Genomic DNA, 18966 nt, shown 5'->3' with positions numbered 1-18966 from the left:
TCCGCAGGTCCGCGCGGTCAGGCTCGGCTCCCGCGCCGGACGCGTCTCCTGCACCGACCTGGAGGCTCGGATCCCCCTCCACCGGACCGGTCACGCCCGTCGCGTGGCCGGTCCTGTGCCGCCAGGCTCAGGACATGGACGTGGGGTGGACGAGCGCAGCGGTGGCGGTGATCGGCGCCGTGGTGGCGGTGGCGAGCCTGGTGGTGACGGTTCTCGAAGGGGTACGGGCAAGGCGACATACGAAGTACTTGGCCCACCACGATCACTGGTGGCAGCGTTGGTCGTGGACCGCCGAGCGGGCGCTCTCGAACGCCGAGTGCGACCACGACGCCGCAGCGTTGATGGCTCGGGCGGTCCTGAGTCGTTCGTGGTCGACACCGGACGACGACTGGATGGAACGAGCCTTGGACATGCACGAGTACCAAGCGACTCGGCGACGACGGAGAGAGGCACGACGTGATCACTGACATGGAAGACGAACGCTTCTTCGAGATCCTCGCGCGCTTGGAACGCAGCACCAGCAGGTTGTTGCAGGATCCGCACTACGGACCGATCATCCGATCGGACGGCTCCCTCGCTGAACTCGAGGAGATGCGCATCGAGCGCCGCGAGCGCGAGGAACGCGCCCGCGCCCGGAAGCTCCGCGCCGAGGCCTCCTTCGCCGAAGGCTGAGCAGGCCGACGCACGCCGGGCCGTTTCGCCGAAGGCTGAGCAGGCCGGCGCACGCCGGGCCGTGCCGAGCAGCGCCGTGCCAGGGTGGACGGGTGAGCGACCTCGTCATCCCGGCCCCGCCGCAACCGACCGTCCCGACGACCACGGGTGGCCGGTTCCCCGTCCGGCGGGTCTTCTGCGTCGGCCGGAACTACGCCGCGCACGCCCGGGAGATGGGCCACGACCCCGACCGTGAGCCGCCGTTCTTCTTCACAAAGCCCGCGGACGCCGTCGTCGGTGACGGTGCCGACACCCCGTACCCGCCGCTGACCGCGCAGCTCGAACACGAGGTCGAACTCGTGGTCGCGATCGGCGCCGCCGCGGTGGATGTCCCGGTGGCCGATGCGCTGGGCGTCGTCTGGGGCTACGGCGTCGGGCTCGACCTCACCCGCCGCGACCTCCAGGCCGAGGCGAAGCGGCTCGGCCGCCCGTGGGACGCTGCGAAGGGGTTCGACGCGTCTGCCACGGTCGGCGTCCTCGTCCCCGCCGCCGGGGTGGACCCGACACAGGGGACCGTGGAGCTGACGGTGAACGGCACCCTCCGGCAGGCCGGCGACCTCGCCGACCAGATCTGGTCGGTCGCCGAGACGATCGCAGAACTGTCCCGCTCGGTCCGGCTCGCTCCCGGCGACCTCCTCATGACCGGCACGCCGGACGGCGTGGGTCCGCTCGTCCGGGGCGACGAGGTCGAGGGGCGCATCGCGGGCGTCGGGTCGGTCCGCACCGTCATCGTCTGAGCGAGCCGCGACGCCCCTCCACACTCGGGGTTCCGCCGCGTTTCGCGCACGTGTCGACGGACTGGGAGCGCTCGCAGGTCTGCAGCGTAGACCTCATGTGACGTCAGGGGTCAGCGACGTCGCAACATCACGGACAGGGCCGGGTGCCGGGGAGCAGCAGGCCGTCCGGAACCGGAGGTGCCGCCGTGCTCGAACACGACCTGCTCGCCACGTCCTCGACCTGGGCGGGCGACGAACCGATCGGCGAGCGGGTGCGCGCCGTCGGTGCCGCCGGGTTCGCGGGACTCTCCCTCACCGTCGGCGACCTGCACGAGGTCCGCGCCACCATCGGGTTCGCGGAGCTCCGGCGCATCCTCGACGGCTCCGGGATCGTCTGGGTGCAGCTCGGCCCACTCGACCGCTGGTGGTCGAGCGACGACCGTTCCGCCGACGAGGACGCCGACCGCGGTGTGGTCTTCGAGGCGACCGCGGCGCTGCGTGCGTGGCAGGTCGTCGTCGGAGCGGACACGACCCTGACCGTCCGCCCCGCAGCGATGATCGACGACTGGGTGGCGCTCGCGGCGCGGACCGAGCAGCTCGGTGCGCAGCTCGTCCTCGAGCCGGAGCCGTGGTCGAACCTGCCGACGGTCGAACGTGCCGCTCGGTTCGTGACCGCCGCGGGACACCCGAACGGCGGTCTGCTCCTCGACGCGATGCACACCCTGCGGGGCGGCTCGACCCTGGCATCGGTGCACGAGGGCGTCGCGCCCGCCGTGCTCGCCGCGGTCGAGCTGAGCGACGGGCTCCTCCACACGCCGGCCGGCATGACCCTCGCCGAGGAATCCCGCGCCGCACGGCACCTCCCCGGCTCCGGGGCGTGGGACCTGCCCGGCTTCGTCCGGACCGTGCGCGACCTGGGCTTCGACGAGCCGTGGGGCGTCGAGGTCCGGACCGCAGCACACCGCGCCATGCCGACCGCCGATGCCCTGCGGACCGCGGCCGCCGCCACCCGTGCTGTGCTCGACGCGGCCGATGCGTTCGGCGCTCCCGCTGCCCCTGCGATGCCGTCCACGCCGGCGCCGACCTCCGCCGTCGACCTCGACTCGTCGCGGGCCCCGCGGACGCCGATGCCCTCCGTGCCGCTCCCCCGCCGGGAGGCCGACACAGGGACGCCCGCGTAGGTTCGCGAGCATGACGGACCACGACGACGAACTCCTCCGCCGTTCCCAGGACGCGATCGACGAGGCGAAGGCCGCTGCGGCCGACGTGACCGAGCCCGACGAGGACGACCTCGTCGAACAGGACCTCCCGGTGGCGGACGACGCCGAACCGAGCGACGGCCCGGCGCCCGCGCCCTGAGCTGCCCAGCGATCGCGGCCAGGAAAGCCGGCCCGGACAAGCGGGCCCAGAAAAACTTCCGATCAGGTGTGACGAACCGGTCCGCCGACCCGTCTCAGCAGTGAGCCTGCCAGTTGCTCACCGCGGCTGGCGTCAGCGCGCCGTGGCCGGTCATCCCTGAACGCCGGTCACGGCGCTCGGACGGCGGCCCGTGCGTTCCCTGATCCGGCGCACGGGTCGCCTTCACCCGCGGGTTCCGCTGCGGGCGCAGGGCTCAGTCGTCGACCTCGTCGCCGAGGAAGTCGGCGTAGGTGACCTCACCGTCTGCAGTGCCGCCCTCCGGGTGCGCCGGGACGTGCTGCGGTCGCGGGCTCGCCGCCGATCCGCGCTCCTTCGGCGTGAAGGGCGGCAGGTAGTTGCTCGCGCTCATGGTCACGCCCTTCCGTCCCGGCGAACGTAACAGTCGCAGGACCCTCGGCAGAGGGTGGTCCCGCGATCGTCCCCCGGAGACGCGTCGAACGGGGGACGGTTGTTCGCCCGGGGCGGACCCCATGCGTGTGCATCTGCGCGATCAGGACTCGCGCACGACGTCGTCGGGGTCCTTGTCCGCACGCCATCCACGCCACGAGGGCTGGCGGAGCCGTCCGTCCCCGGTCCACTCCGCGAACTGCACCTCGCCCACCCGCACCGGTCGGACCCAGTGCGCGTCACGCGCATCCGGGCGAGGGACGTCCACGAACGGGGAGTCGTCGCGGGCCAGCGGCTCGAGCACCCCGGCGATCTCGTCGAGGTCGCGGTCGCGGAACCCGGTCCCGACCTTGCCGACGTACTCGAGCCCCTCGGCGCCCGGCACACCGAGCAGCAGGGAGCCGATGCCGCCCGCCCGCCGCCCCGCACCGGGGCGCCACCCGCCGACCACGACCTCCTGCGTGGCGTGGTGCTTGACCTTGAGCCAGGCCTCCGAGCGCCGACCCTCGGCGTACTTCGAGCTGCGCTTCTTCGCGACGACCCCTTCGAGCCCTCGTCGCTCGGACTCGGCGAGCGCGGCGGCGAAGTCCCCCTCGACGGCGTCGGGGACGTCGACCACGCCGCCGGGTTCGACGACCGTCGCGAGCGCCTCTCGTCGGGCGGCGTACCCGTGGCGGGTGAGCTCGTGGCCGTCGGCCTCGAGCACGTCGAACAGCAGCAGGCGCACCGGCGTCGTCGCACGGGCCGCTTCGACCTCGCGCGTCTTCGTGAGGCCCATCCGGTTCTGCAGGAGCTGGAACGAGGGCCGTCCGCGGTCGTCGAGTGCCACGATCTCCCCGTCGTAGACGCCGTCGACCGCGGCTCGTTCGGCGAGGTCCTGCAGCTCGGGGTACTGGGCGGTGAGGTCGTTGCCGTTCCGGCTCCGGAGGGTGACCCGGCCGTCCCGGACGGTCGCGAGCGCCCGGACGCCGTCCCACTTCAGCTCGAACGCCCAGTCCGCGGGGTCGAGCCGGGGCTCGCCCTTCGCCAGCGTCGCCTGCATGGTGCGGCGTTCCTCGGGGCGCTCGGTCGCGGGGCTGGCCGCGTGCACTGCCGGCCGGGAGGCACGGGTCGGCCCCGCCCCGCGCGTCGCGCCGGCCGTGCTGCCGGGCTCGCGGTCGGGCTGGTCCTTCGTGCGGTGGATGAGCCAGTTCTTCTCGTCGCCGTCGCGTCCGCGTCCTCGCCCCCGGGTGTGCAGGAGCGCCAACCGTCGCGCTCCCCCGGTCCGGCCGTGCAGCGTGACGATGACCTCTTCGCCGTCGCGCCACTTCTCCAGCTCGTACGTGCCGTCGTCCCAGATCGTGACCGTCCCACCGCCGTACTCGGCCTTCGGGATGGTCCCCTCGAAGGAGCCGTACTCGAGCGGGTGGTCCTCGGTCTGCACCGCGAGGTGGTTCTTCCCCGGGTCCGTCGGCTCGCCCTTCGGGAGGGCCCAGCTGACGAGCACGCCGTCGTGCTCGAGGCGGAAGTCGTAGTGGTCCCGGGTGGCGTGGTGCTCCTGGATCACGAACGTCGGGGTGCCGTCGTCCCGCACGGTCGGTGCCCCGGCGGGCACGGGCTCCGGCGTCTTCGCGGCGTCGCGCTTGGCGCGGTACGCCGTCAGGCGGTCCTCGCTCGCCTGGTTCGCGTCGGCGGTCCGGTCGCTGTCCCAGTGGCCGGCGTCGGGTCGTCCGACGGCCAGCGAGGCGGAGGCGACCGGGTGCAGGAGGTCCCCACGGGCCTCCAGGCGGTCGAGCACGTCGTCGAGGGTGAGCTGCGCGAGCCCGCGCTGCGTCAGTTCGTCCCAGGTGCGCGGGGCGGCGACCGTCGGCCGGTCACGGCCGCGGAGCGAGTACGGCGCGATCGTCGTCTTGTTGCCGTTGTTCTGCGACCAGTCGACGAAGACCTTGCCGGTGCGTTCGGCGCGGCTCATGGAGGACAGGACGAGGTCGGGGAGGTCCTGCTCGAGCGCCCGTGCGAGCTCGTGCGCGACGTCGGACACCTGGGCCGTCGTCGCACGCCCGTCGAGTGCCGCGTAGAGGTGGATGCCCTTCGACCCGGACGTGACCGGGTAGGGCTCGAGCCCCATGCCCTGCAGGACCTCGCGCGCAGCGACGGCGACCTCGACGCACTCGGGCAGTCCGACGCCCTCGCCCGGGTCGAGGTCGAGCACGAGCCGGTCGGGGTTCTGGTGCCCGCCACGCGGGCCGAAGCGCCACTGCGGCACGTGGAGCTCGAGCGCGGCCTGCTGCGCCATCCAGACGAGGGTCGCGACGTCGTCGACGATCGGGTACTCGGTGTCGTGCTCCTTGTGGGCGATCGTGTGGTGCCGCACCCAGTCGGGCGCGGAGTCGGGGAGGTTCTTCTCGAAGAAGACCTTCCCGTCGACGCCGTTCGCCCAGCGCTTCCGGGTCACCGGGCGGTCCTTCACGTGCGGGATCATCCACGGCGCGACCCGCTCGTAGTACTCGATCACCCGTCCCTTGGTGGTCCCGGTCTCCGGGTAGAGCACCTTGTCCGTGTTGCTCAGGCTGATCGACCGCCCGCCGACGAGCACCGTCCGCCGCTTCGCGACCGGGCTCACAGCGCCACCCCGGTCGCTCCCGCCACGGTCAGGGTGGACCCGGAGGTGTACGACGACTCCGGCCCGGCGAGGTACACGTACGCGCTCCCGAGCTCCACGGGCTGCGCCGGTCGTCCGAACGGGGTGCCCTCGCCGTAGTGGGCGATCTCGTCGCCCGGGTAGCTGATCGGCTGGAGGGGTGTCCAGACCGGCCCCGGCACGACCGTGTTCGCCCGGATGCCCTTCGGCGCGAGCTGCCGGGCCAGGCCGTTGGTGTACGTGATGATCGCGGACTTCGTCGCGGCGTAGTCGATCATCCGCGCCTGCGGCTCGTACGCCGACACCGAGCTCGTCGTGACGATCGCGCTGCCGGGTGCCAGGTGCGGGACCGCGGCCCGGACGAGCCAGAACAGCGAGTACAGGTTGACCTTGAGCGTGCGGTCGAACGACTCGGTGGTCTGCTCGACGACGTCCTCGTGCACCTGCTGGAACCCGGCGACGGTGACGAGCGCGTCGAGCCCGCCGAGGGTGCTCACGGCGTCGCGGACGAGCCGTGCGCAGAAGTCCTCGTCGGTGAGGTCGCCCGGCAGCAGGACCGCCTTGCGTCCGAGGTCGCCGATCACGTCGCGGACGTCCTCGAGGTCGCTGAGCTCGTCCGGCAGGGCGTTCAGGGCGACGTCCGCGCCCTCCTTCGCCATCGCGATCGCCGCTGCCCGCCCGATGCCCGAGTCGGCGCCCGTGACCAGCACGCGGTAGCCGGTCATGCGACCGCTCCCCTGGTAGGACCGTTCGCCGTGGTCGGGCGCCGGGTCCATCGCACTCGCGAGGCCGGAGCCGTCCTGCGTCTGCGCGGGGAACGGTGGGCGGGGGTGCTGGGTCCGCGGGTCCTGCTTGTCGAGCTGACTCATGTGCCCATCGTGCTCGCCCTTCCCCGGCACCGGCACAGCAGCGGCGGACCTGTGGAGAACCCGTCCCTCCGGACGTTCCGGTGCAGGGACGGGCATCATGTGGCCATGAGGTCGATCTGGAAGGGCTCCATCGCGTTCGGGCTGGTCAACGTGCCGATCAAGGTGTACGCGGCCACCGAGACCCACGACGTCTCCCTGCACCAGGTCCACGACGAGGACAAGGGCCGCATCCGGTACAAGCGCGTGTGCGAGTTCGGCCACGAGGTCGAGTATGCCGACATCCAGCGCGCCTACGACGACGGCGAGAAGACCGTCGTGCTCACCGCCGACGACTTCAAGCAGCTCCCCGAGGAGCAGTCGCACGAGATCGAGGTCCTGGAGTTCGTGCCGGTCGAGCAGGTCGACCCGATGATGTTCGAGAAGTCGTACTACCTCGAGCCGGACTCCCGGTCCCCGAAGGCGTACGTGCTGCTCCGCGAGACGCTGGCGAAGACCGACCGGCTGGCGATCGTGCAGTTCACCCTCAGGCAGAAGACCCGGCTCGGCGTCCTGCGGGTCAACGACGACGTCATCCTCCTGCAGGGACTGCTGTGGGGTGACGAGGTCCGTGCAGCGGACTTCAAGGGTCTCGACACCTCCGTGAAGGTGAGCGCGAACGAGCTGAAGATGTCGTCCTCGCTCGTGGACAGCATGTCCACCGACTTCGACCCGGACCGGTACACGGACGCCTACCAGGAGGAGCTGCAGCAACTCATCGACGCGAAGCTCGCGTCCGGCGACGACGTCGACACCGCCGAGACCTTCGGTGAGCGCGACGAGGACGACGACGAGGGTGAGGGTGGTGACGTCATCGACCTGATGGCCGCCCTGCGGGCGTCGGTCGACAAGAAGCGGACGGGAGGCTCGGGGTCGCGTTCCCGGAGCGGGTCGCGTTCCGCGACGCACGACTCCACCGCCGACGACGCGCCGGCCGAGCAGACGCCCGCCTCGAAGCGGACGAGCACCGCGAAGACGAGCACCACGAAGACGAAGGCGTCGACCTCGGGGACCACGACGAAGAAGGAACCGGCGAAGAGAGCACCGGCGAAGAAGGCGCCGGCGAAGAAGGCACCGGCGAAGAAGCGCGCCAGCTAGTCCTCGGTGTCCCGCGCCGTGCGGCGCAGCACCGTCGGCAGCGCCGTCCACAGCGCTCCGGTACCGACGAACACCGCGACCCCGGCGATGATCCCCCCGCGGCCGCCGAGCACCACGTCGAACACGAACCACACGGTCCCGGCGAACAGCAGCGCCGCGGCGAAGAGCGTCACGAGCAGCAGGACGTTCCCCGCGCGCACGAGGTCGTGCTTCTGCCGCTGCTTGAAGACGAGGCGGTGGGTGGCCACGACGGCGAGCGCGACGACGGTCACGACGACCGCGAGCACGACGAGCGTGAGGTAGATCGTCTCCTGCCGGACGGTCAGCGACGAGAACCGCTGCTGGAACGGCAGCGTCAGCAGGAACCCGGCGAGGATCTGCGTCCCCGTCTGCACGATCCGCAGCTCCTGCTGGATGTCGCTCCAGTTGCGGTCCCACCGTTCGGTCGGGGTCTCGTTCCGACCCCGCTGCAACTCGCTCATGCCGCGACCGTACTGCCAGCGCCGGCCCGCGGATCGCCCCGCTCCGTCACGAGCCGGAAACACGCTTCGGGGACACTGGGAGCATGACTCCACAAGAGCCTGGGAGCCTGACCTCGTCATCCGTGAGCGCAGGCCCGCCCGTCACCGTGTCCATCACCCGCCTCGTCGAACCCGACCGCATCCCGGAGGCCACCCGCTGGGTGCAGTCCGGCGTCAACCTCGCGAACCGCTACCCGGGCTTCCTCGGCTCCGGGTGGGTCCGCTCGCACGCGACGAGCCGCGAGTGGCACGTGCTGTACCGGTTCGCCGACCACGAGCAGCTCGCGACGTGGGAGTCCTCCGACGACCGTCTGCGGTGGCTCGACCTCGGCCGTGACCTCGTGGTGGAGTCCCGGGTCGAGAAGCGCACGGGCATCGAGGGCTGGTTCGACGCCCCGCAGGACACGCCGGCCTCGAGCGCTCCCCCGCGGTGGAAGCAGGCGGTGAGCATCTGGCTCGGGTTCTTCCCGGTCAACCTCGCGTTCACGTTCCTGGTCGGCTGGCTCGTCCCCGCGTTCGGGCACCTCGCCGTGCTGCCGCGGGTGCTGATCACGACGCTCGTGCTCACCCCGATCATGACGTTCTGGGTGCTGCCGTTCGTGACGAAGCTGATCCGACCCTGGCTGCTCGCACCGTCCCGGAAGGCCTGACCGCAGCCCCGCCCGACCACGGGCCCCGACCTCAGCCCAGCACGGACAGCTGGTCGAGCCGCTCGAGGATGACACCCTCGCGGAGGGCCCACGGACAGATCTCGAGCGCCGGCAGGTCGAAGATGTCGAGGCAGGCCTCGGCGACGAGTGCGCCGGGGACGACCTGGTGCGCGCGGCTCGGTGAGACCCCGGGGAGCGTCGCGAGTTCCTCGACCGTCATGCCGAGCAGCGCGGGCAGCTGTCGTCGGAGCTCGGCGCCGTCGAGGGACCGCGGGACGAGCGGCCCGTCGGCCGAGGGCGCCGCGCCGCAGATCCGGGCGATCGACCGGAACGTCTTCGACGTCGCGACGGCCCGGTCGGGCCGCCCGGAGCGGAGCAGGAGCCCGGCGTCCCGCGCGATCGACACCCGGATCTCGTGCCGGAGCCGCCGGACGTCGTCGTCGGTGGGTGCGCCCGTGGCGAAGAACGACCGCGCGAGCCGGGCGGCACCGATCGGCATCGACCACGCCACGTCCGGTGCCTCGTCGGCTCCGCCGGCGATCTCGAGCGAGCCACCGCCGATGTCGAACACCGCGAGCCGTCCGGCGGACCACCCGAACCAGCGGCGGACCGCCAGGAACGTCAGCCGCGCCTCGTCGTCGCCCGTGAGCACGGCGAGCTCGACGCCGGTCGTGTCCTGGACGTGCGCGAGGACGGCGTCCGAGTTCACCGCGTCGCGGACGGCGGAGGTCGCGAACGCGAGCATGTCCTCACAGCCGCGTTCCTCGGCGACGCGGACGGCGTCGGCGACGAACGCGGTGAGCGCGTCGATCCCCCGCTGCGTCACGGCTCCGGCGTCGTCGAGGTGCTCGGCGAGCCGCAGCGGCTGCTTGAACGAGGACGCCGGCAGCGGGGCGGCCCCGCCGTGGGCGTCCACCACGAGCAGGTGGCCGGTGTTGGACCCGATGTCGAGGACTCCGACGCGCATGGCACCACGCTAGCGGCCGGGAGGCGCAGCTCACGCCCGCAGGAACGCCTCCAGCTCGGCGGTGGTCGGGTAGGACGCCTGCGCGCCCGGCTTCGTCGCGGCGTACGCCCCGACCCCGACGGCGAAGTGGGCCGCGTCGGCGAGGGAGTCCCCGGCGGCGAGCCGGAGCGCCACCGCTCCCATGAACGCGTCGCCGCAGCCCGTGGTGTCGACCGGGTCCACGCGGACGGCGTCGACCGACACCGGGTCCGTGTCGCCGTCGTGCACCGTGCAGCCGGCTCCGCCCCGGGTGACGATCGAGCGCGCGACACCGTGGTCGCCGAGCTCGGCCGCCTCGTGTTCGTTCACGAGCAGGACGTCGGTCAGGTCGAGGAGCTCCTGCGGGACGGCGCCGAACGGCGACAGGTTCGTCAGCACGGTGACGCCGGCGTCGTGCGCGGCGCGGGCGGCGGCGAGCACGACGTCGATCGAGACCTCGAGGCAGAGACCGAGCACACGGGCGTCGGCGAAGGCGTCGGCGGGGAGGTCGTCCGGCGTCAGCGTGCCGTTCGCGCCGGCGGAGATCACGATGGTGTTCTCCCCCGCGCCGTCGACCGTGATGACGGCGGTGCCGGTCGCCGTTCCCTGCCGGACGGCGACGTGCGTCGTGTCGACACCGGCCGCCGCGACGGAGTCGCGGAGCAGCGCACCGTTCCCGTCGTCGCCGACCGCACCGATCATGCGCACCGTGCCCCCGAGCCTCCCGGCTGCCACCGCCTGGTTGGCGGACTTGCCGCCGGGGAGGATCGCGAGGTCCGAGCCCTGCAGGGTCTCACCGGGCTTCGGGAAGCGCTCGGTGCGGACCACGAGGTCCGCGTTGAGGCTGCCCACGACGACGATGCCGGTCATGCGGCTGCTCCTGTCTCGGCCGAGGCCGGGCGCGGGATGAGGAAGGACGTGGCGAGGGCCGCGCACGTGATCACGGCTCCGAGCAGCATGCCACCGGAGTACCCGGCGGTGCCCGCGGACCCACCGGTCCCGAGCGCGATCTGCAACGCCGGGAGGACCGCGAAGCTGATGCCCGCGCCGAGGTTGAAGGCACCGGCGTTCAGGCCGGGCAGGAACCCCGGGTTCGACTCGGGCGAGAGCACGATGCCCAGTCCGTTGAGGATGATGTTCGCGATGCCCGCGTAGGTGATGCCGATCAGGACCGTCGCGACGACGAGCACCGGGAGCGAGTGCACGCCGACGAAGGCCATCACGAGCGTCGCGACGATGCTCCCGACGAGTCCGACACGGAGGACGGCCCGGTAGCCGAGGGTGGGCGCGAGCCGACCGGCGAACGGCCCGACGATCCAGCCGACCAGCGCGTACGGCGTGAGGAACGCGAGCGAGGCGAGGTCGGCCTCCATCCCGAAGCCCACCTCCGCGTTCTGCGCGAGCGACGTGACCAACCCGTTGACCACCGCGAAGACACCGGTCATCGTGAGCAGGGTCGTGACGAGGAGCGCCCAGGTGCCGCGGCGCTTGAGGAACCGCGTCTCGACGAGGGGTTCCCGGACCCGCGACTCGACCGCCCAGAAGACGCCGAACGCGACGAGGGCGACGACGATCCCGCCGACCACGAGCGCCCAGTCCGCGGCCGCGAGCTTGCCCGCCTCGTTGAACGCGGTGAGCAGGGCGCCGACGCTGACGACGAGCGGCAGGACGCCCCACCAGTCCATCCGGGTGCCGGCGGACGGCTTCGACTCGACGCCCCACACGGCGACCATGAGCGCGGCCACCACCGTGACGACGGCGATCACCCAGAAGATCCCGCGGAAGCCGAAGTGCGTGGCGATCCACCCGCCTGCGAGGGCGTCCACACCCGCGATGCCGCCGTTGACCGCGGTGAGCAGGCCGAGCGCGGCGCCGTAGCGCTTCGGGTCGGCGATCTCGTTGCGGAGGATGAGCAGGCCGATCGGCACGACCGGCCCGGTGACGCCCTGGATCATGCGGCCGACGAACAGCATCGGAACGTTGACGGCGAGGGCGGCCACGACGCTGCCGACGAGCATCACGACGAGCATGCCGAGCAGGACGCGCTTCCGGCCGACGATGTCCGACAGTCGGGGCAGGAACAACGAGAACAGCGCCGCGAGGGTGAAGAACAGGGTCTGCGAGAGCCCGATCGTGGCGTCGTCGGTGCGGAGCTCGCGCGCCATCGTGACGAGGGCGGGGCTGAGCATGCTCGCGTTCAGCTGGAACGCGACGCAGGCGGCGAGCAGTGCGGCGGTCAGTGCGCCGATCGACTTCTTCGTCGAGGTGGTGGTCATGGGGGTCAGTGCTCCGGGGTGACGGCGGTGTCGGCGTCGGTGAGGGTGGAGGCTGCGGCACGCGGGGTCCAGCCGGTGTCGGGCGTCTCGCCGATGCGCTCGAGGGCGTCGACGACGAGGTCCCAGAACCGGCCGTGGTCGAGCTCGGTCGCGGCGCTCGTGCGGCAGTCCGCCGGGGCCGGGGCGCGGAAGTCGGCGACGGTCATGCCGAGGGTGTGCTCCCCCTTCGTCTCCACGGTGATCGGCACCTTCACGGCGCGCACGACGGTCGGGTCGATGACGTACGCGACGGCGCAGGGGTCGTGCACGGGCGGCGCGTCGAAGCCCTGGGCGTCCTTGTAGGTCTGCCCGAAGAAGTCGAGGAGCTCGCCGACGAACGCGGCCGGGCCGGTGCCGACGGCGGCGATGCGGGCGGCGACCTCCGGGGTGGCGAGTGCCTGGTGCGTCAGGTCGAGCCCGACCATGACGACGTCCCACCCGGCGCTGAAGACGATGTCCGCGGCTTCGGGGTCGATGACGATGTTGAACTCGGCGACCGGGCTCCAGTTGCCGACGTGCAGGCCGCCGCCCATCAGGACGACCTCCTTGACGCGCTCGACGATGCGGGGCTCCTTGCGGGCCGCGAGGGCGATGTTCGTCAGGCCGGCGGTCGGGACGAGCGTGACCGTCCCGGGCTCGTGCGCCATGACGGTGTCGATGATGAGGTCGACCGCGTGCCGCTCGTCGAGGTCGAACGACGGTTCGGGGAGCATCGGCCCGTCGAGGCCGCTCTCGCCGTGGATGTCCTCGGCGACCTCGATCTCGCGCAGGAGCGGTCGGGGCGCGCCCGCGGCGAACGGGATGCCGGTGATGCCGGCGATGCGGGCGACGGCGAGGGCGTTGCGGGTGACCTTCGGGAGGGTCTGGTTGCCGACGACCGTGGTCACGGCGAGCAGGTCGATGTCGGGGTTCCCGTGGGCGAGCAGCATCGCGACGGCGTCGTCGTGGCCGGGGTCGCAGTCGAGGATGATCTTGCTCGGCACGCGAGCCGGCACGCGGTCTTCTGCCACGGGGTCTCCACTTCGTCGGGGATGGAACGTCGAGGCCTGACGCGGTGGGGTCCGCGGCGGAGGAATCAGCTCCCGCGGCACGTCAAGCGTTTGACATGGAATCACGTCAAGCGTTTGACGTCAAGTTGCTGCGAGGCCTGTCGGTACGATCGGCAGGTGTCCTCCCCCACCCGCGTCACCGCCGCGATGGTCGCCGAGCGCGCCGGCACCAGCATCGCCACCGTCTCGCTCGTGGTCAACGGGAAGGACCGCGGCCGCGTCTCGGCCCCGATCGCCGAACGGGTCCGGACAGCGGTCGACGAGCTCGGGTACGTCGTCGACCACGCCGCGAGCTCCCTCGCTCGTGGCAGTGGCGACCTCGTGGTGCTCATCGCCCCCGACCTGTCGAACCCGTTCTTCGCCGAGGTCATCCGCGGTGTCCGGGACACCCTGACCGACCGCTTCCAGCTCGTGCTCTCGGTCACCGAGCGCGGACGGCAGCCCGAGACCTCGGACGTGCGGCGCTTCGAGCGGCTCCGACCGGCCGGCATCCTCGTCGACGCTCCGGCCGCCGGCGAGGACCTCTCCGCCAGCGTGCCCGTCGTGCAGCTCGACGCCCCGGGCGGGGTCGACGCCGTGAACTACGACCTGACGACCGGCGTGCACGAGCTGGTCGAGCACCTTGCCGGTGCCGGGCACCGCCGGATCGGGTACCTCGACGGCACCTCCCGCGCGGCGACCTTCGCGCTCCGCCGACGCCTGCTCGAAGGTGCTGCGACCGCCGCCGGACTCACGGTGTCGCCGCTCGTCGGGCGCGCGGACCTCACGGTGGACGCCGGTGCCTCGGTGGCGTCGGAGCTGCTCGACCAGTGGGTCGCCGACGGGGTCACGGCGGTCGTCGCGGCCGCCGACACCCTGGCGTACGGCGTCCTGCGGGTGGCCGCGGACCGGGGACTGCGCGTCCCGGGCCAGCTCGCGGTCGCGGGCTTCGACGACCTGCCGTCGTCCTCGGTCACCGCTCCGGCGCTGACGAGCGTGGCCCTGCCGGGAGCGGACCTCGGCCGGGCTGCAGCGCTCCGCCTCCTCGCGACGTTCGACGGCGGTGCCGCCGAGGTGCCGTCGCTCCCCACACGACTCGTCGTCCGCGCCAGCACCGCCGGCTGACGCGACCACCTCTGTGCCGCGAGAGCGACAGGTGCGTGCGTCCGGTCCGCGGCATGCTGTCGCTTTCGCGATGGTGACAGGACGCGCGTGGTCCCGGCGAGTGCCGGAGCACCACATGACGGACGGGAGGCGCGGTGCCAGCTGGCACCGTGCCTCCCGTCCGTCGGTGGTGACGCGGGGAACCGGTCAGGCCGAGTCTCGGCCGTCGCCCTCCGTCCCGGCGGGAGCCGCAGCGGCCGGTGCAGCCGGGCCGCGCTGCGCGCGCTCGAGCTCGTCGGCCTCGGCACCGCCGACGGCCTCGCCGCGGGCGACCATCCCGGCCACGTCGGCGAGCTGCATCTGCGGGATGAACAGTGCGAGCACGAGCGCGACCGCGATGAACGGCAGGAGGTACCAGAACACCGGCGCGAGCGAGTCCGCGTAGGCGTTCACGATGCCGTCCTGGATCGCCTGCGGGAGCTTCGCGAGCGCCGTCGGGTCGATGCTCGCGCTCGCGGACGCCGCGTCGGACGCGCTGCCACCGGCGCTCGTGAAGACGTCGCGGAGCGCGTCGGTCAGGCGCGAGGTGAACAGTGCGCCGAAGACGGCCACGCCGAGGGAGGCGCCGACCTCGCGGAAGTAGTTGTTCGTGGACGTCGCGGTGCCGACCTGCTCCGGCGGGACGGCGTTCTGCGCCACGAGGACGACCACCTGCATGATGAGTCCGAGCCCGGCGCCGAACACGAACAGGTAGACGCAGATGAGCCAGATCGGGGTGCTCGCTGCGAGGGTCGTCATCGAGAGCATCGCGAGGCCGACCAGGATCGTGCCGACGATCGGGAACATCCGGTACTTCCCGGTCTTCGTGATGAGCGTGCCGGAGAGGATCGAGGTCCCCATCAGGCCGGCCATCATCGGCAGCATCAGCAGGCCGGACACCGCGGCCGAGGTGCCCGACGCCATCTGCAGGAACGTCGGGACGAAGCCGATCGCCGCGAACATGCCGACGCCGAGCACGAAGCCGATCGCGGTCGCGGTCACGAACGTGCGGTTGCGGAAGAACGACAGCGGGATGATCGGGTCCTCGGCGCGGGACTCGACGAACACGAAGAGCGCCGCCGCGACCAGGAACCCGGCACCCCAGGCCCAGGTCTCGGGGGCACCCCAGCCGTGGTCGCGGTTGCCGCCGGACTCGGTGAAGAACACCAGACAGGCGGTCGTCGCGGAGAGCAGGAGGACGCCCAGCCCGTCGATGCGACGCGTCGCCTTCTTGCTCGGCAGGGTCAGCGCGAACCAGGCCACCGCGAACGCCGCGATCCCGACCGGGATGTTGATCCAGAACGCCCAGTGCCAGGTCATGTGGTCGACGAAGAAGCCGCCGAGCAGCGGCCCGCCGACCGCGGAGAGCCCGAAGATCGCGCCGAGCGGGCCGAGGTACTTGCCGCGCTCCGAGGCCGGCACGATGTCGGCGATGATCGCCTGCGACAGGATCATGAGCCCGCCGCCGCCGAGGCCCTGCAGCGCGCGGAACACCACGAACTGCCAGAAGTCGGTGGACATCGCACAGCCGAGCGATGCCAGCGTGAACAGGGCGATCGCCACGAGGAACAGGTTCCGGCGGCCGATGACGTCACCGAACTTGCCGTAGATCGGCATCACGACGGTCGAGGCGAGCAGGTAGCCGGTCGTGATCCAGGCCTGGTGCGCCACTCCGCCGAGGTCGCCGACGATGGTCGGCATCGCGGTCGACACGATGGTCTGGTCGAGGCTGGACAGCAGCATCCCGGCGATGAGCGCCGAGAAGATGATCCAGATGCGCCGCTGGGTGAGCAGCAGCGGCCCGTCGGTGCCGGGGCGGGTGCGCCTGGCACCCTGCGCGGTGGCGGTCATGCGGTGGGGTCCTGTCCGGTGGTGGTGATGGCCGCCCTGAGCTGGCGGAGGTTGTCGGTGAGCAGCACGTCGAACGGTGGACCGGTGCTCTCGTCGTAGGTGTCGTCGAAGTAGGTGCCGGCGGTGACCTTGAGCAGGGCGGCCGCCGTCTCGGCCACCAACTGCGCCCGGTGGTCGCTCGGGTCGTCCGGCCAGCCGAAGCGGTCCCGGACCGCGCCGGCGACCGCGGCGAGCTGCGCGTCGGCAGCCGTGAGGAACTTCGCGACCATCGCGGGCTCGCGGTCGAACACCCGGCGGACGAGCGCCTCGTCCGCGCGGTCGAGCCCGACGACGTGGAGCTGCTCGACGGCGAGCGCGACGACGGACCCGAGCGGGTCGAGCTCCTCCCCCACGACGGCCCGCTCGGCGTAGTCGCGGAGCATCGCCGCGGACGCGCCCTGCTCGATGCCGAGCACCGCGTCGTCCTTCGAGGAGAAGTGGTTGAAGAACGTGCGACGGGAGACCCCGACGGTCTCGCAGAGCTGCTCGATCGTGAAGCCGTGCAACCCGTGCTCGACGGTCGCACGGCGCGCCTCGACGATCATGCGTCGGCGCAGCGCGCGGGTGCGTTCGGTGGTGGTCACCACACAAGAATTGCACTATCGGTCCGAGAGTGCAATGTATGCTCTTCGGTTAGAGCGCCTTCGCGAAGCAGAACGACCACGGCATGGTCTCCGCGTACGGCGAGTACACCGGGATCTGCTCCCAGCCCGTCTTGCGGTAGAGCGCGACGGCCTCGGGCTGCTTGTCACCGGTCTGCAGGATCACCCGGGCTGCTCCCTGCTCCCGCGCGACCCGCTCACCCTCGGCCAGCAGCGCGGTGGCGGCGCCCTTGCCGCGTGCGGCCGACAGGACGATGAGGCGCTTCAGTTCGACCTCGTCGCCGAGACGACGGACGGCGATGTGCCCGAGCGGGGTGCCGTCCTCGTCGAGCGCGAGGAGCGACGTGATCACGTCGGCCGGGTCGACCGTCAGCACCCGGTCGCGCTCGGCGGTGACGGCAGGGTCCTCCGCGGCGTTCGCCGAGCCGTACCGCTCGTGCATCTCCTCGTCCATGGTGGCGCGGAGGGCCACCCCGCGGGAGTCGTCCCAGGCGACGCGTTCGATCGTGATCACGAAGAACGATCCTCGCACGCCCGGGCGCCGATGACCGCGCGGGTCCGGATGACCGCGCGGCGCCGCTCACCGCAGGGCGGCGATCGGCCCGTCACCCGCGCGGAACGCCGACAGGATCGCGGCCGCGTCGTCGTACACCGCCGCAGCGCCCGCCCCGCGGAGTTCGTCGCCGCCCACGCCGCCGGTCATCACTCCGATGCTCGTGACACCCACCCGTCCGGCCGACTCGACGTCCCACACCGCGTCGCCGACCATGACCGCGGACCCGGCGGGCACTCCGGCCCGTTCCAGCGCGACCGAGATGATCCCCGGGTCCGGCTTCGCCTGCTCGACGTCCTCGGAGCTGGTGACCGCGGTCAGCCACTCCTCGGCGTCGAGCAGCTCGCGGAGTCGCACGAGTTCGGGCTCCGGCGCGCTCGTGGCGAGGACCACCGCGTGCCCGGCGTCGGCCACGGCGGCGAGCAGGTCGCGTGCACCGGGCAGGAGCCGGAGTCGGGGCTGCTGCTCCGCGTAGTACGCCGAGTGGTACTGCTTCGCGGCGTCTCGGGTGTCGTCGGAGGCGTCCGGCAGCAGCGCCTCGAGCAGCTTCGCGGAGTCCATGCCGATCGACCGGTGGATGCGCCAGGCGTCGACGGACTCGCCGATCGCCGTGAACGCACGCCACCAGGCGTCGATGTGGGCGTAGTTGGAGTCGACGAGCGTGCCGTCGATGTCGAAGAGGACTGCGGTCGTGGGTGCGTCGGCCATGTCGCCATGGTCCTCGGCGACCGACGTGACGCCTCCCAGGGCTGTCCGTCAGACCGTGATCGACTCCCCGGACCCGAGGATCGTCACCGGGACCGGCCCGAGTCCGTCGGACCCCAGGAAGCGTGCGGTGGACTGCTGCCCCATCTCGCTGAGCATCGCCTCGTGGATCTGCACGGCACGCTCGGGAGCGACCGCGCGCACGTAGTCGACCGCCTCCGCGGTGTGCGTCCACGGACCGCTGGTCGGCACGAGGAGCGTCGGCACCGGGACTCCGGGGACGAGGTACGCGTCGCCGGGGTGGAACACGGTGTCGTCGACGAGGTAGCCGACGTTCGCGATCGTCGGGATGTCACGGTGGATGACGGCGTGCTGCTCGCCGAACACGCGCACCGAGAACGGGCCGACCGCGAACGCGTCGCCGGCCTGCACCGACGCGACGCGTCCGTCGTGCTCGCCGAGCTGGTCGACCACGGACTGCGGAGCGCGGACGACCAGTGCGGGGTTCGCCTCGAGCCCGGCGCGGACCGCGTCGACGTCGAAGTGGTCGAAGTGCTCGTGCGTGACGAGGACGCCGGTCGCCGCACGCACCAGGTCGGCGGCCTCCGGGGTGAAGGCGCCGGGGTCGATCACGAGGGTCGCGCCGTCCCGCTCGAGGACGACCGTGGCGTGGGTGTACTTCGTCAACTCCATGCCCTGAACGCTACCCCTGGGCGGA

20 protein-coding genes are annotated in these 18966 nt (G+C 72.1%); 7 read left to right on the top strand and 13 right to left on the bottom strand.

The genetic code is table 11. The features are described from left to right. Positions 1-456 precede the first annotated feature (456 nt). From ACRQ4C_RS02275 to ACRQ4C_RS02260, 4 genes are all read left to right on the top strand, one after another. Complete coding sequence (locus ACRQ4C_RS02275) at positions 457-672, top strand: hypothetical protein (RefSeq protein ID WP_439689936.1); 216 nt, start codon at positions 457-459, stop codon at positions 670-672. A 92-nt stretch (positions 673-764) separates the two neighbouring features. After that, complete coding sequence (locus ACRQ4C_RS02270; RefSeq protein ID WP_439689935.1) at positions 765-1448, top strand: fumarylacetoacetate hydrolase family protein; 684 nt, start codon at positions 765-767, stop codon at positions 1446-1448. Between the two features lie 185 nt (positions 1449-1633). Continuing rightward, positions 1634-2608, top strand: a complete 975-nt coding sequence (locus tag ACRQ4C_RS02265; protein ID WP_439689933.1) for a sugar phosphate isomerase/epimerase family protein — start codon at positions 1634-1636, stop codon at positions 2606-2608. A 10-nt stretch (positions 2609-2618) separates the two neighbouring features. After that, positions 2619-2786 (top strand): hypothetical protein, encoded by a 168-nt coding sequence (locus ACRQ4C_RS02260; RefSeq protein WP_439689932.1) that lies wholly within the window; start codon positions 2619-2621, stop codon positions 2784-2786. 253 nt (positions 2787-3039) lie between these two features. Here the strand turns inward: ACRQ4C_RS02260 and ACRQ4C_RS02255 are convergent, their stop codons facing one another. The 3 genes from ACRQ4C_RS02255 to ACRQ4C_RS02245 form a co-directional block, all read right to left on the bottom strand. Then, entirely contained in the window at positions 3040-3195 is a 156-nt protein-coding gene (locus tag ACRQ4C_RS02255) for a hypothetical protein (RefSeq protein ID WP_439689931.1), read from the bottom strand. A gap of 141 nt (positions 3196-3336) precedes the next feature. Next, positions 3337-5835, bottom strand: coding sequence for an ATP-dependent DNA ligase (locus ACRQ4C_RS02250; protein WP_439689930.1), 2499 nt, complete (start codon positions 5833-5835; stop codon positions 3337-3339). Beyond that, positions 5832-6722, bottom strand: a complete 891-nt coding sequence (locus tag ACRQ4C_RS02245) for an SDR family oxidoreductase (protein WP_439689929.1) — start codon at positions 6720-6722, stop codon at positions 5832-5834. The genes ACRQ4C_RS02250 and ACRQ4C_RS02245 overlap by 4 nt, the downstream gene beginning before the upstream one ends. Before the next feature lie 105 nt (positions 6723-6827). On the opposite strand from ACRQ4C_RS02245, the gene ACRQ4C_RS02240 reads away from it, so the two are divergent. Beyond that, positions 6828-7856 (top strand): Ku protein, encoded by a 1029-nt coding sequence (locus ACRQ4C_RS02240; RefSeq protein ID WP_439689928.1) that lies wholly within the window; start codon positions 6828-6830, stop codon positions 7854-7856. Here the strand turns inward: ACRQ4C_RS02240 and ACRQ4C_RS02235 are convergent. Continuing rightward, the gene (locus ACRQ4C_RS02235; protein ID WP_290133032.1) at positions 7853-8338 is read right to left on the bottom strand and encodes a DUF6328 family protein; all 486 of its coding nucleotides are present in this window, start codon (positions 8336-8338) and stop codon (positions 7853-7855) included. The genes ACRQ4C_RS02240 and ACRQ4C_RS02235 overlap by 4 nt on opposite strands. A gap of 83 nt (positions 8339-8421) precedes the next feature. Here ACRQ4C_RS02235 and ACRQ4C_RS02230 point away from each other — a divergent pair, with 83 nt between their 5' ends. After that, positions 8422-9027 carry an antibiotic biosynthesis monooxygenase gene (locus ACRQ4C_RS02230; RefSeq protein WP_439689927.1) on the top strand — a complete coding sequence of 202 codons (606 nt, stop codon included), beginning with the start codon at positions 8422-8424 and terminating at the stop codon, positions 9025-9027. Between the two features lie 31 nt (positions 9028-9058). Here the strand turns inward: ACRQ4C_RS02230 and ACRQ4C_RS02225 are convergent, their stop codons facing one another. The 4 genes from ACRQ4C_RS02225 to uriH are packed head-to-tail and all read right to left on the bottom strand — an operon-like array spanning position 9059 to position 13310. Further along, entirely contained in the window at positions 9059-9994 is a 936-nt protein-coding gene (locus ACRQ4C_RS02225; protein ID WP_439689926.1) for a Ppx/GppA phosphatase family protein, read from the bottom strand. A 30-nt stretch (positions 9995-10024) separates the two neighbouring features. Next, positions 10025-10882, bottom strand: a complete 858-nt coding sequence (locus ACRQ4C_RS02220; RefSeq protein ID WP_439689925.1) for a ribokinase — start codon at positions 10880-10882, stop codon at positions 10025-10027. Further along, entirely contained in the window at positions 10879-12288 is a 1410-nt protein-coding gene (gene uriT / locus ACRQ4C_RS02215) for a uridine transporter UriT (RefSeq protein ID WP_439689924.1), read from the bottom strand. The genes ACRQ4C_RS02220 and uriT overlap by 4 nt, the downstream gene beginning before the upstream one ends. A gap of 5 nt (positions 12289-12293) precedes the next feature. Further along, positions 12294-13310 (bottom strand): uridine-preferring nucleoside hydrolase UriH, encoded by a 1017-nt coding sequence (gene uriH / locus ACRQ4C_RS02210; RefSeq protein ID WP_439690933.1) that lies wholly within the window; start codon positions 13308-13310, stop codon positions 12294-12296. Positions 13311-13493: 183 nt separating this feature from the next. On the opposite strand from uriH, the gene ACRQ4C_RS02205 reads away from it, so the two are divergent. Next, positions 13494-14480, top strand: coding sequence for a LacI family DNA-binding transcriptional regulator (locus ACRQ4C_RS02205; protein ID WP_439689923.1), 987 nt, complete (start codon positions 13494-13496; stop codon positions 14478-14480). A gap of 186 nt (positions 14481-14666) precedes the next feature. On the opposite strand, the gene ACRQ4C_RS02200 is transcribed toward ACRQ4C_RS02205, so the two are convergent. The 5 genes from ACRQ4C_RS02200 to ACRQ4C_RS02180 form a co-directional block, all read right to left on the bottom strand. Next, positions 14667-16349 (bottom strand): MDR family MFS transporter, encoded by a 1683-nt coding sequence (locus tag ACRQ4C_RS02200; protein ID WP_439689922.1) that lies wholly within the window; start codon positions 16347-16349, stop codon positions 14667-14669. Next, entirely contained in the window at positions 16346-16972 is a 627-nt protein-coding gene (locus ACRQ4C_RS02195; protein WP_439689921.1) for a TetR/AcrR family transcriptional regulator, read from the bottom strand. Before ACRQ4C_RS02195 ends, ACRQ4C_RS02200 begins: the two co-directional genes overlap by 4 nt. A 49-nt stretch (positions 16973-17021) precedes the next feature. Further along, the gene (locus ACRQ4C_RS02190; protein ID WP_439689920.1) at positions 17022-17504 is read right to left on the bottom strand and encodes a GNAT family N-acetyltransferase; all 483 of its coding nucleotides are present in this window, start codon (positions 17502-17504) and stop codon (positions 17022-17024) included. 66 nt (positions 17505-17570) lie between these two features. After that, a complete protein-coding gene (locus ACRQ4C_RS02185) occupies positions 17571-18251 on the bottom strand; it encodes an HAD family hydrolase (RefSeq protein WP_439689919.1) in 681 nt (226 codons plus the stop codon). A 48-nt stretch (positions 18252-18299) separates the two neighbouring features. Beyond that, positions 18300-18941 carry an MBL fold metallo-hydrolase gene (locus tag ACRQ4C_RS02180; protein ID WP_439689918.1) on the bottom strand — a complete coding sequence of 214 codons (642 nt, stop codon included), beginning with the start codon at positions 18939-18941 and terminating at the stop codon, positions 18300-18302. Positions 18942-18966: the final 25 nt, after the last annotated feature.

Origin of the sequence: Curtobacterium sp. SP.BCp, assembly GCF_051903255.1 — a bacterium.
Lineage (GTDB): Bacteria > Actinomycetota > Actinomycetes > Actinomycetales > Microbacteriaceae > Curtobacterium.
The sequence above is the reverse complement of the archived record's forward strand: the minus strand, read 5'-3'. Positions and strand labels throughout refer to the sequence as shown.

What these genes read in the sequence shown, in the direction of transcription:
- ACRQ4C_RS02185 (WP_439689919.1), bottom strand. Translation starts at nt 18,251, where the DNA reads ATGGCCGACGCACCCACGACCGCAGTCCTCTTCGACATCGACGGCACG.
- ACRQ4C_RS02245 (WP_439689929.1), bottom strand. Translation starts at nt 6,722, where the DNA reads ATGAGTCAGCTCGACAAGCAGGACCCGCGGACCCAGCACCCCCGCCCA.
- ACRQ4C_RS02180 (WP_439689918.1), bottom strand. Translation starts at nt 18,941, where the DNA reads ATGGAGTTGACGAAGTACACCCACGCCACGGTCGTCCTCGAGCGGGAC.
- ACRQ4C_RS02220 (WP_439689925.1), bottom strand. Translation starts at nt 10,882, where the DNA reads ATGACCGGCATCGTCGTCGTGGGCAGCCTCAACGCGGACCTCGTGGTC.
- ACRQ4C_RS02260 (WP_439689932.1), top strand. Translation starts at nt 2,619, where the DNA reads ATGACGGACCACGACGACGAACTCCTCCGCCGTTCCCAGGACGCGATC.
- uriT (WP_439689924.1), bottom strand. Translation starts at nt 12,288, where the DNA reads ATGACCACCACCTCGACGAAGAAGTCGATCGGCGCACTGACCGCCGCA.
- ACRQ4C_RS02240 (WP_439689928.1), top strand. Translation starts at nt 6,828, where the DNA reads ATGAGGTCGATCTGGAAGGGCTCCATCGCGTTCGGGCTGGTCAACGTG.
- ACRQ4C_RS02235 (WP_290133032.1), bottom strand. Translation starts at nt 8,338, where the DNA reads ATGAGCGAGTTGCAGCGGGGTCGGAACGAGACCCCGACCGAACGGTGG.
- ACRQ4C_RS02200 (WP_439689922.1), bottom strand. Translation starts at nt 16,349, where the DNA reads ATGACCGCCACCGCGCAGGGTGCCAGGCGCACCCGCCCCGGCACCGAC.
- ACRQ4C_RS02225 (WP_439689926.1), bottom strand. Translation starts at nt 9,994, where the DNA reads ATGCGCGTCGGAGTCCTCGACATCGGGTCCAACACCGGCCACCTGCTC.
- ACRQ4C_RS02230 (WP_439689927.1), top strand. Translation starts at nt 8,422, where the DNA reads ATGACTCCACAAGAGCCTGGGAGCCTGACCTCGTCATCCGTGAGCGCA.
- ACRQ4C_RS02255 (WP_439689931.1), bottom strand. Translation starts at nt 3,195, where the DNA reads ATGAGCGCGAGCAACTACCTGCCGCCCTTCACGCCGAAGGAGCGCGGA.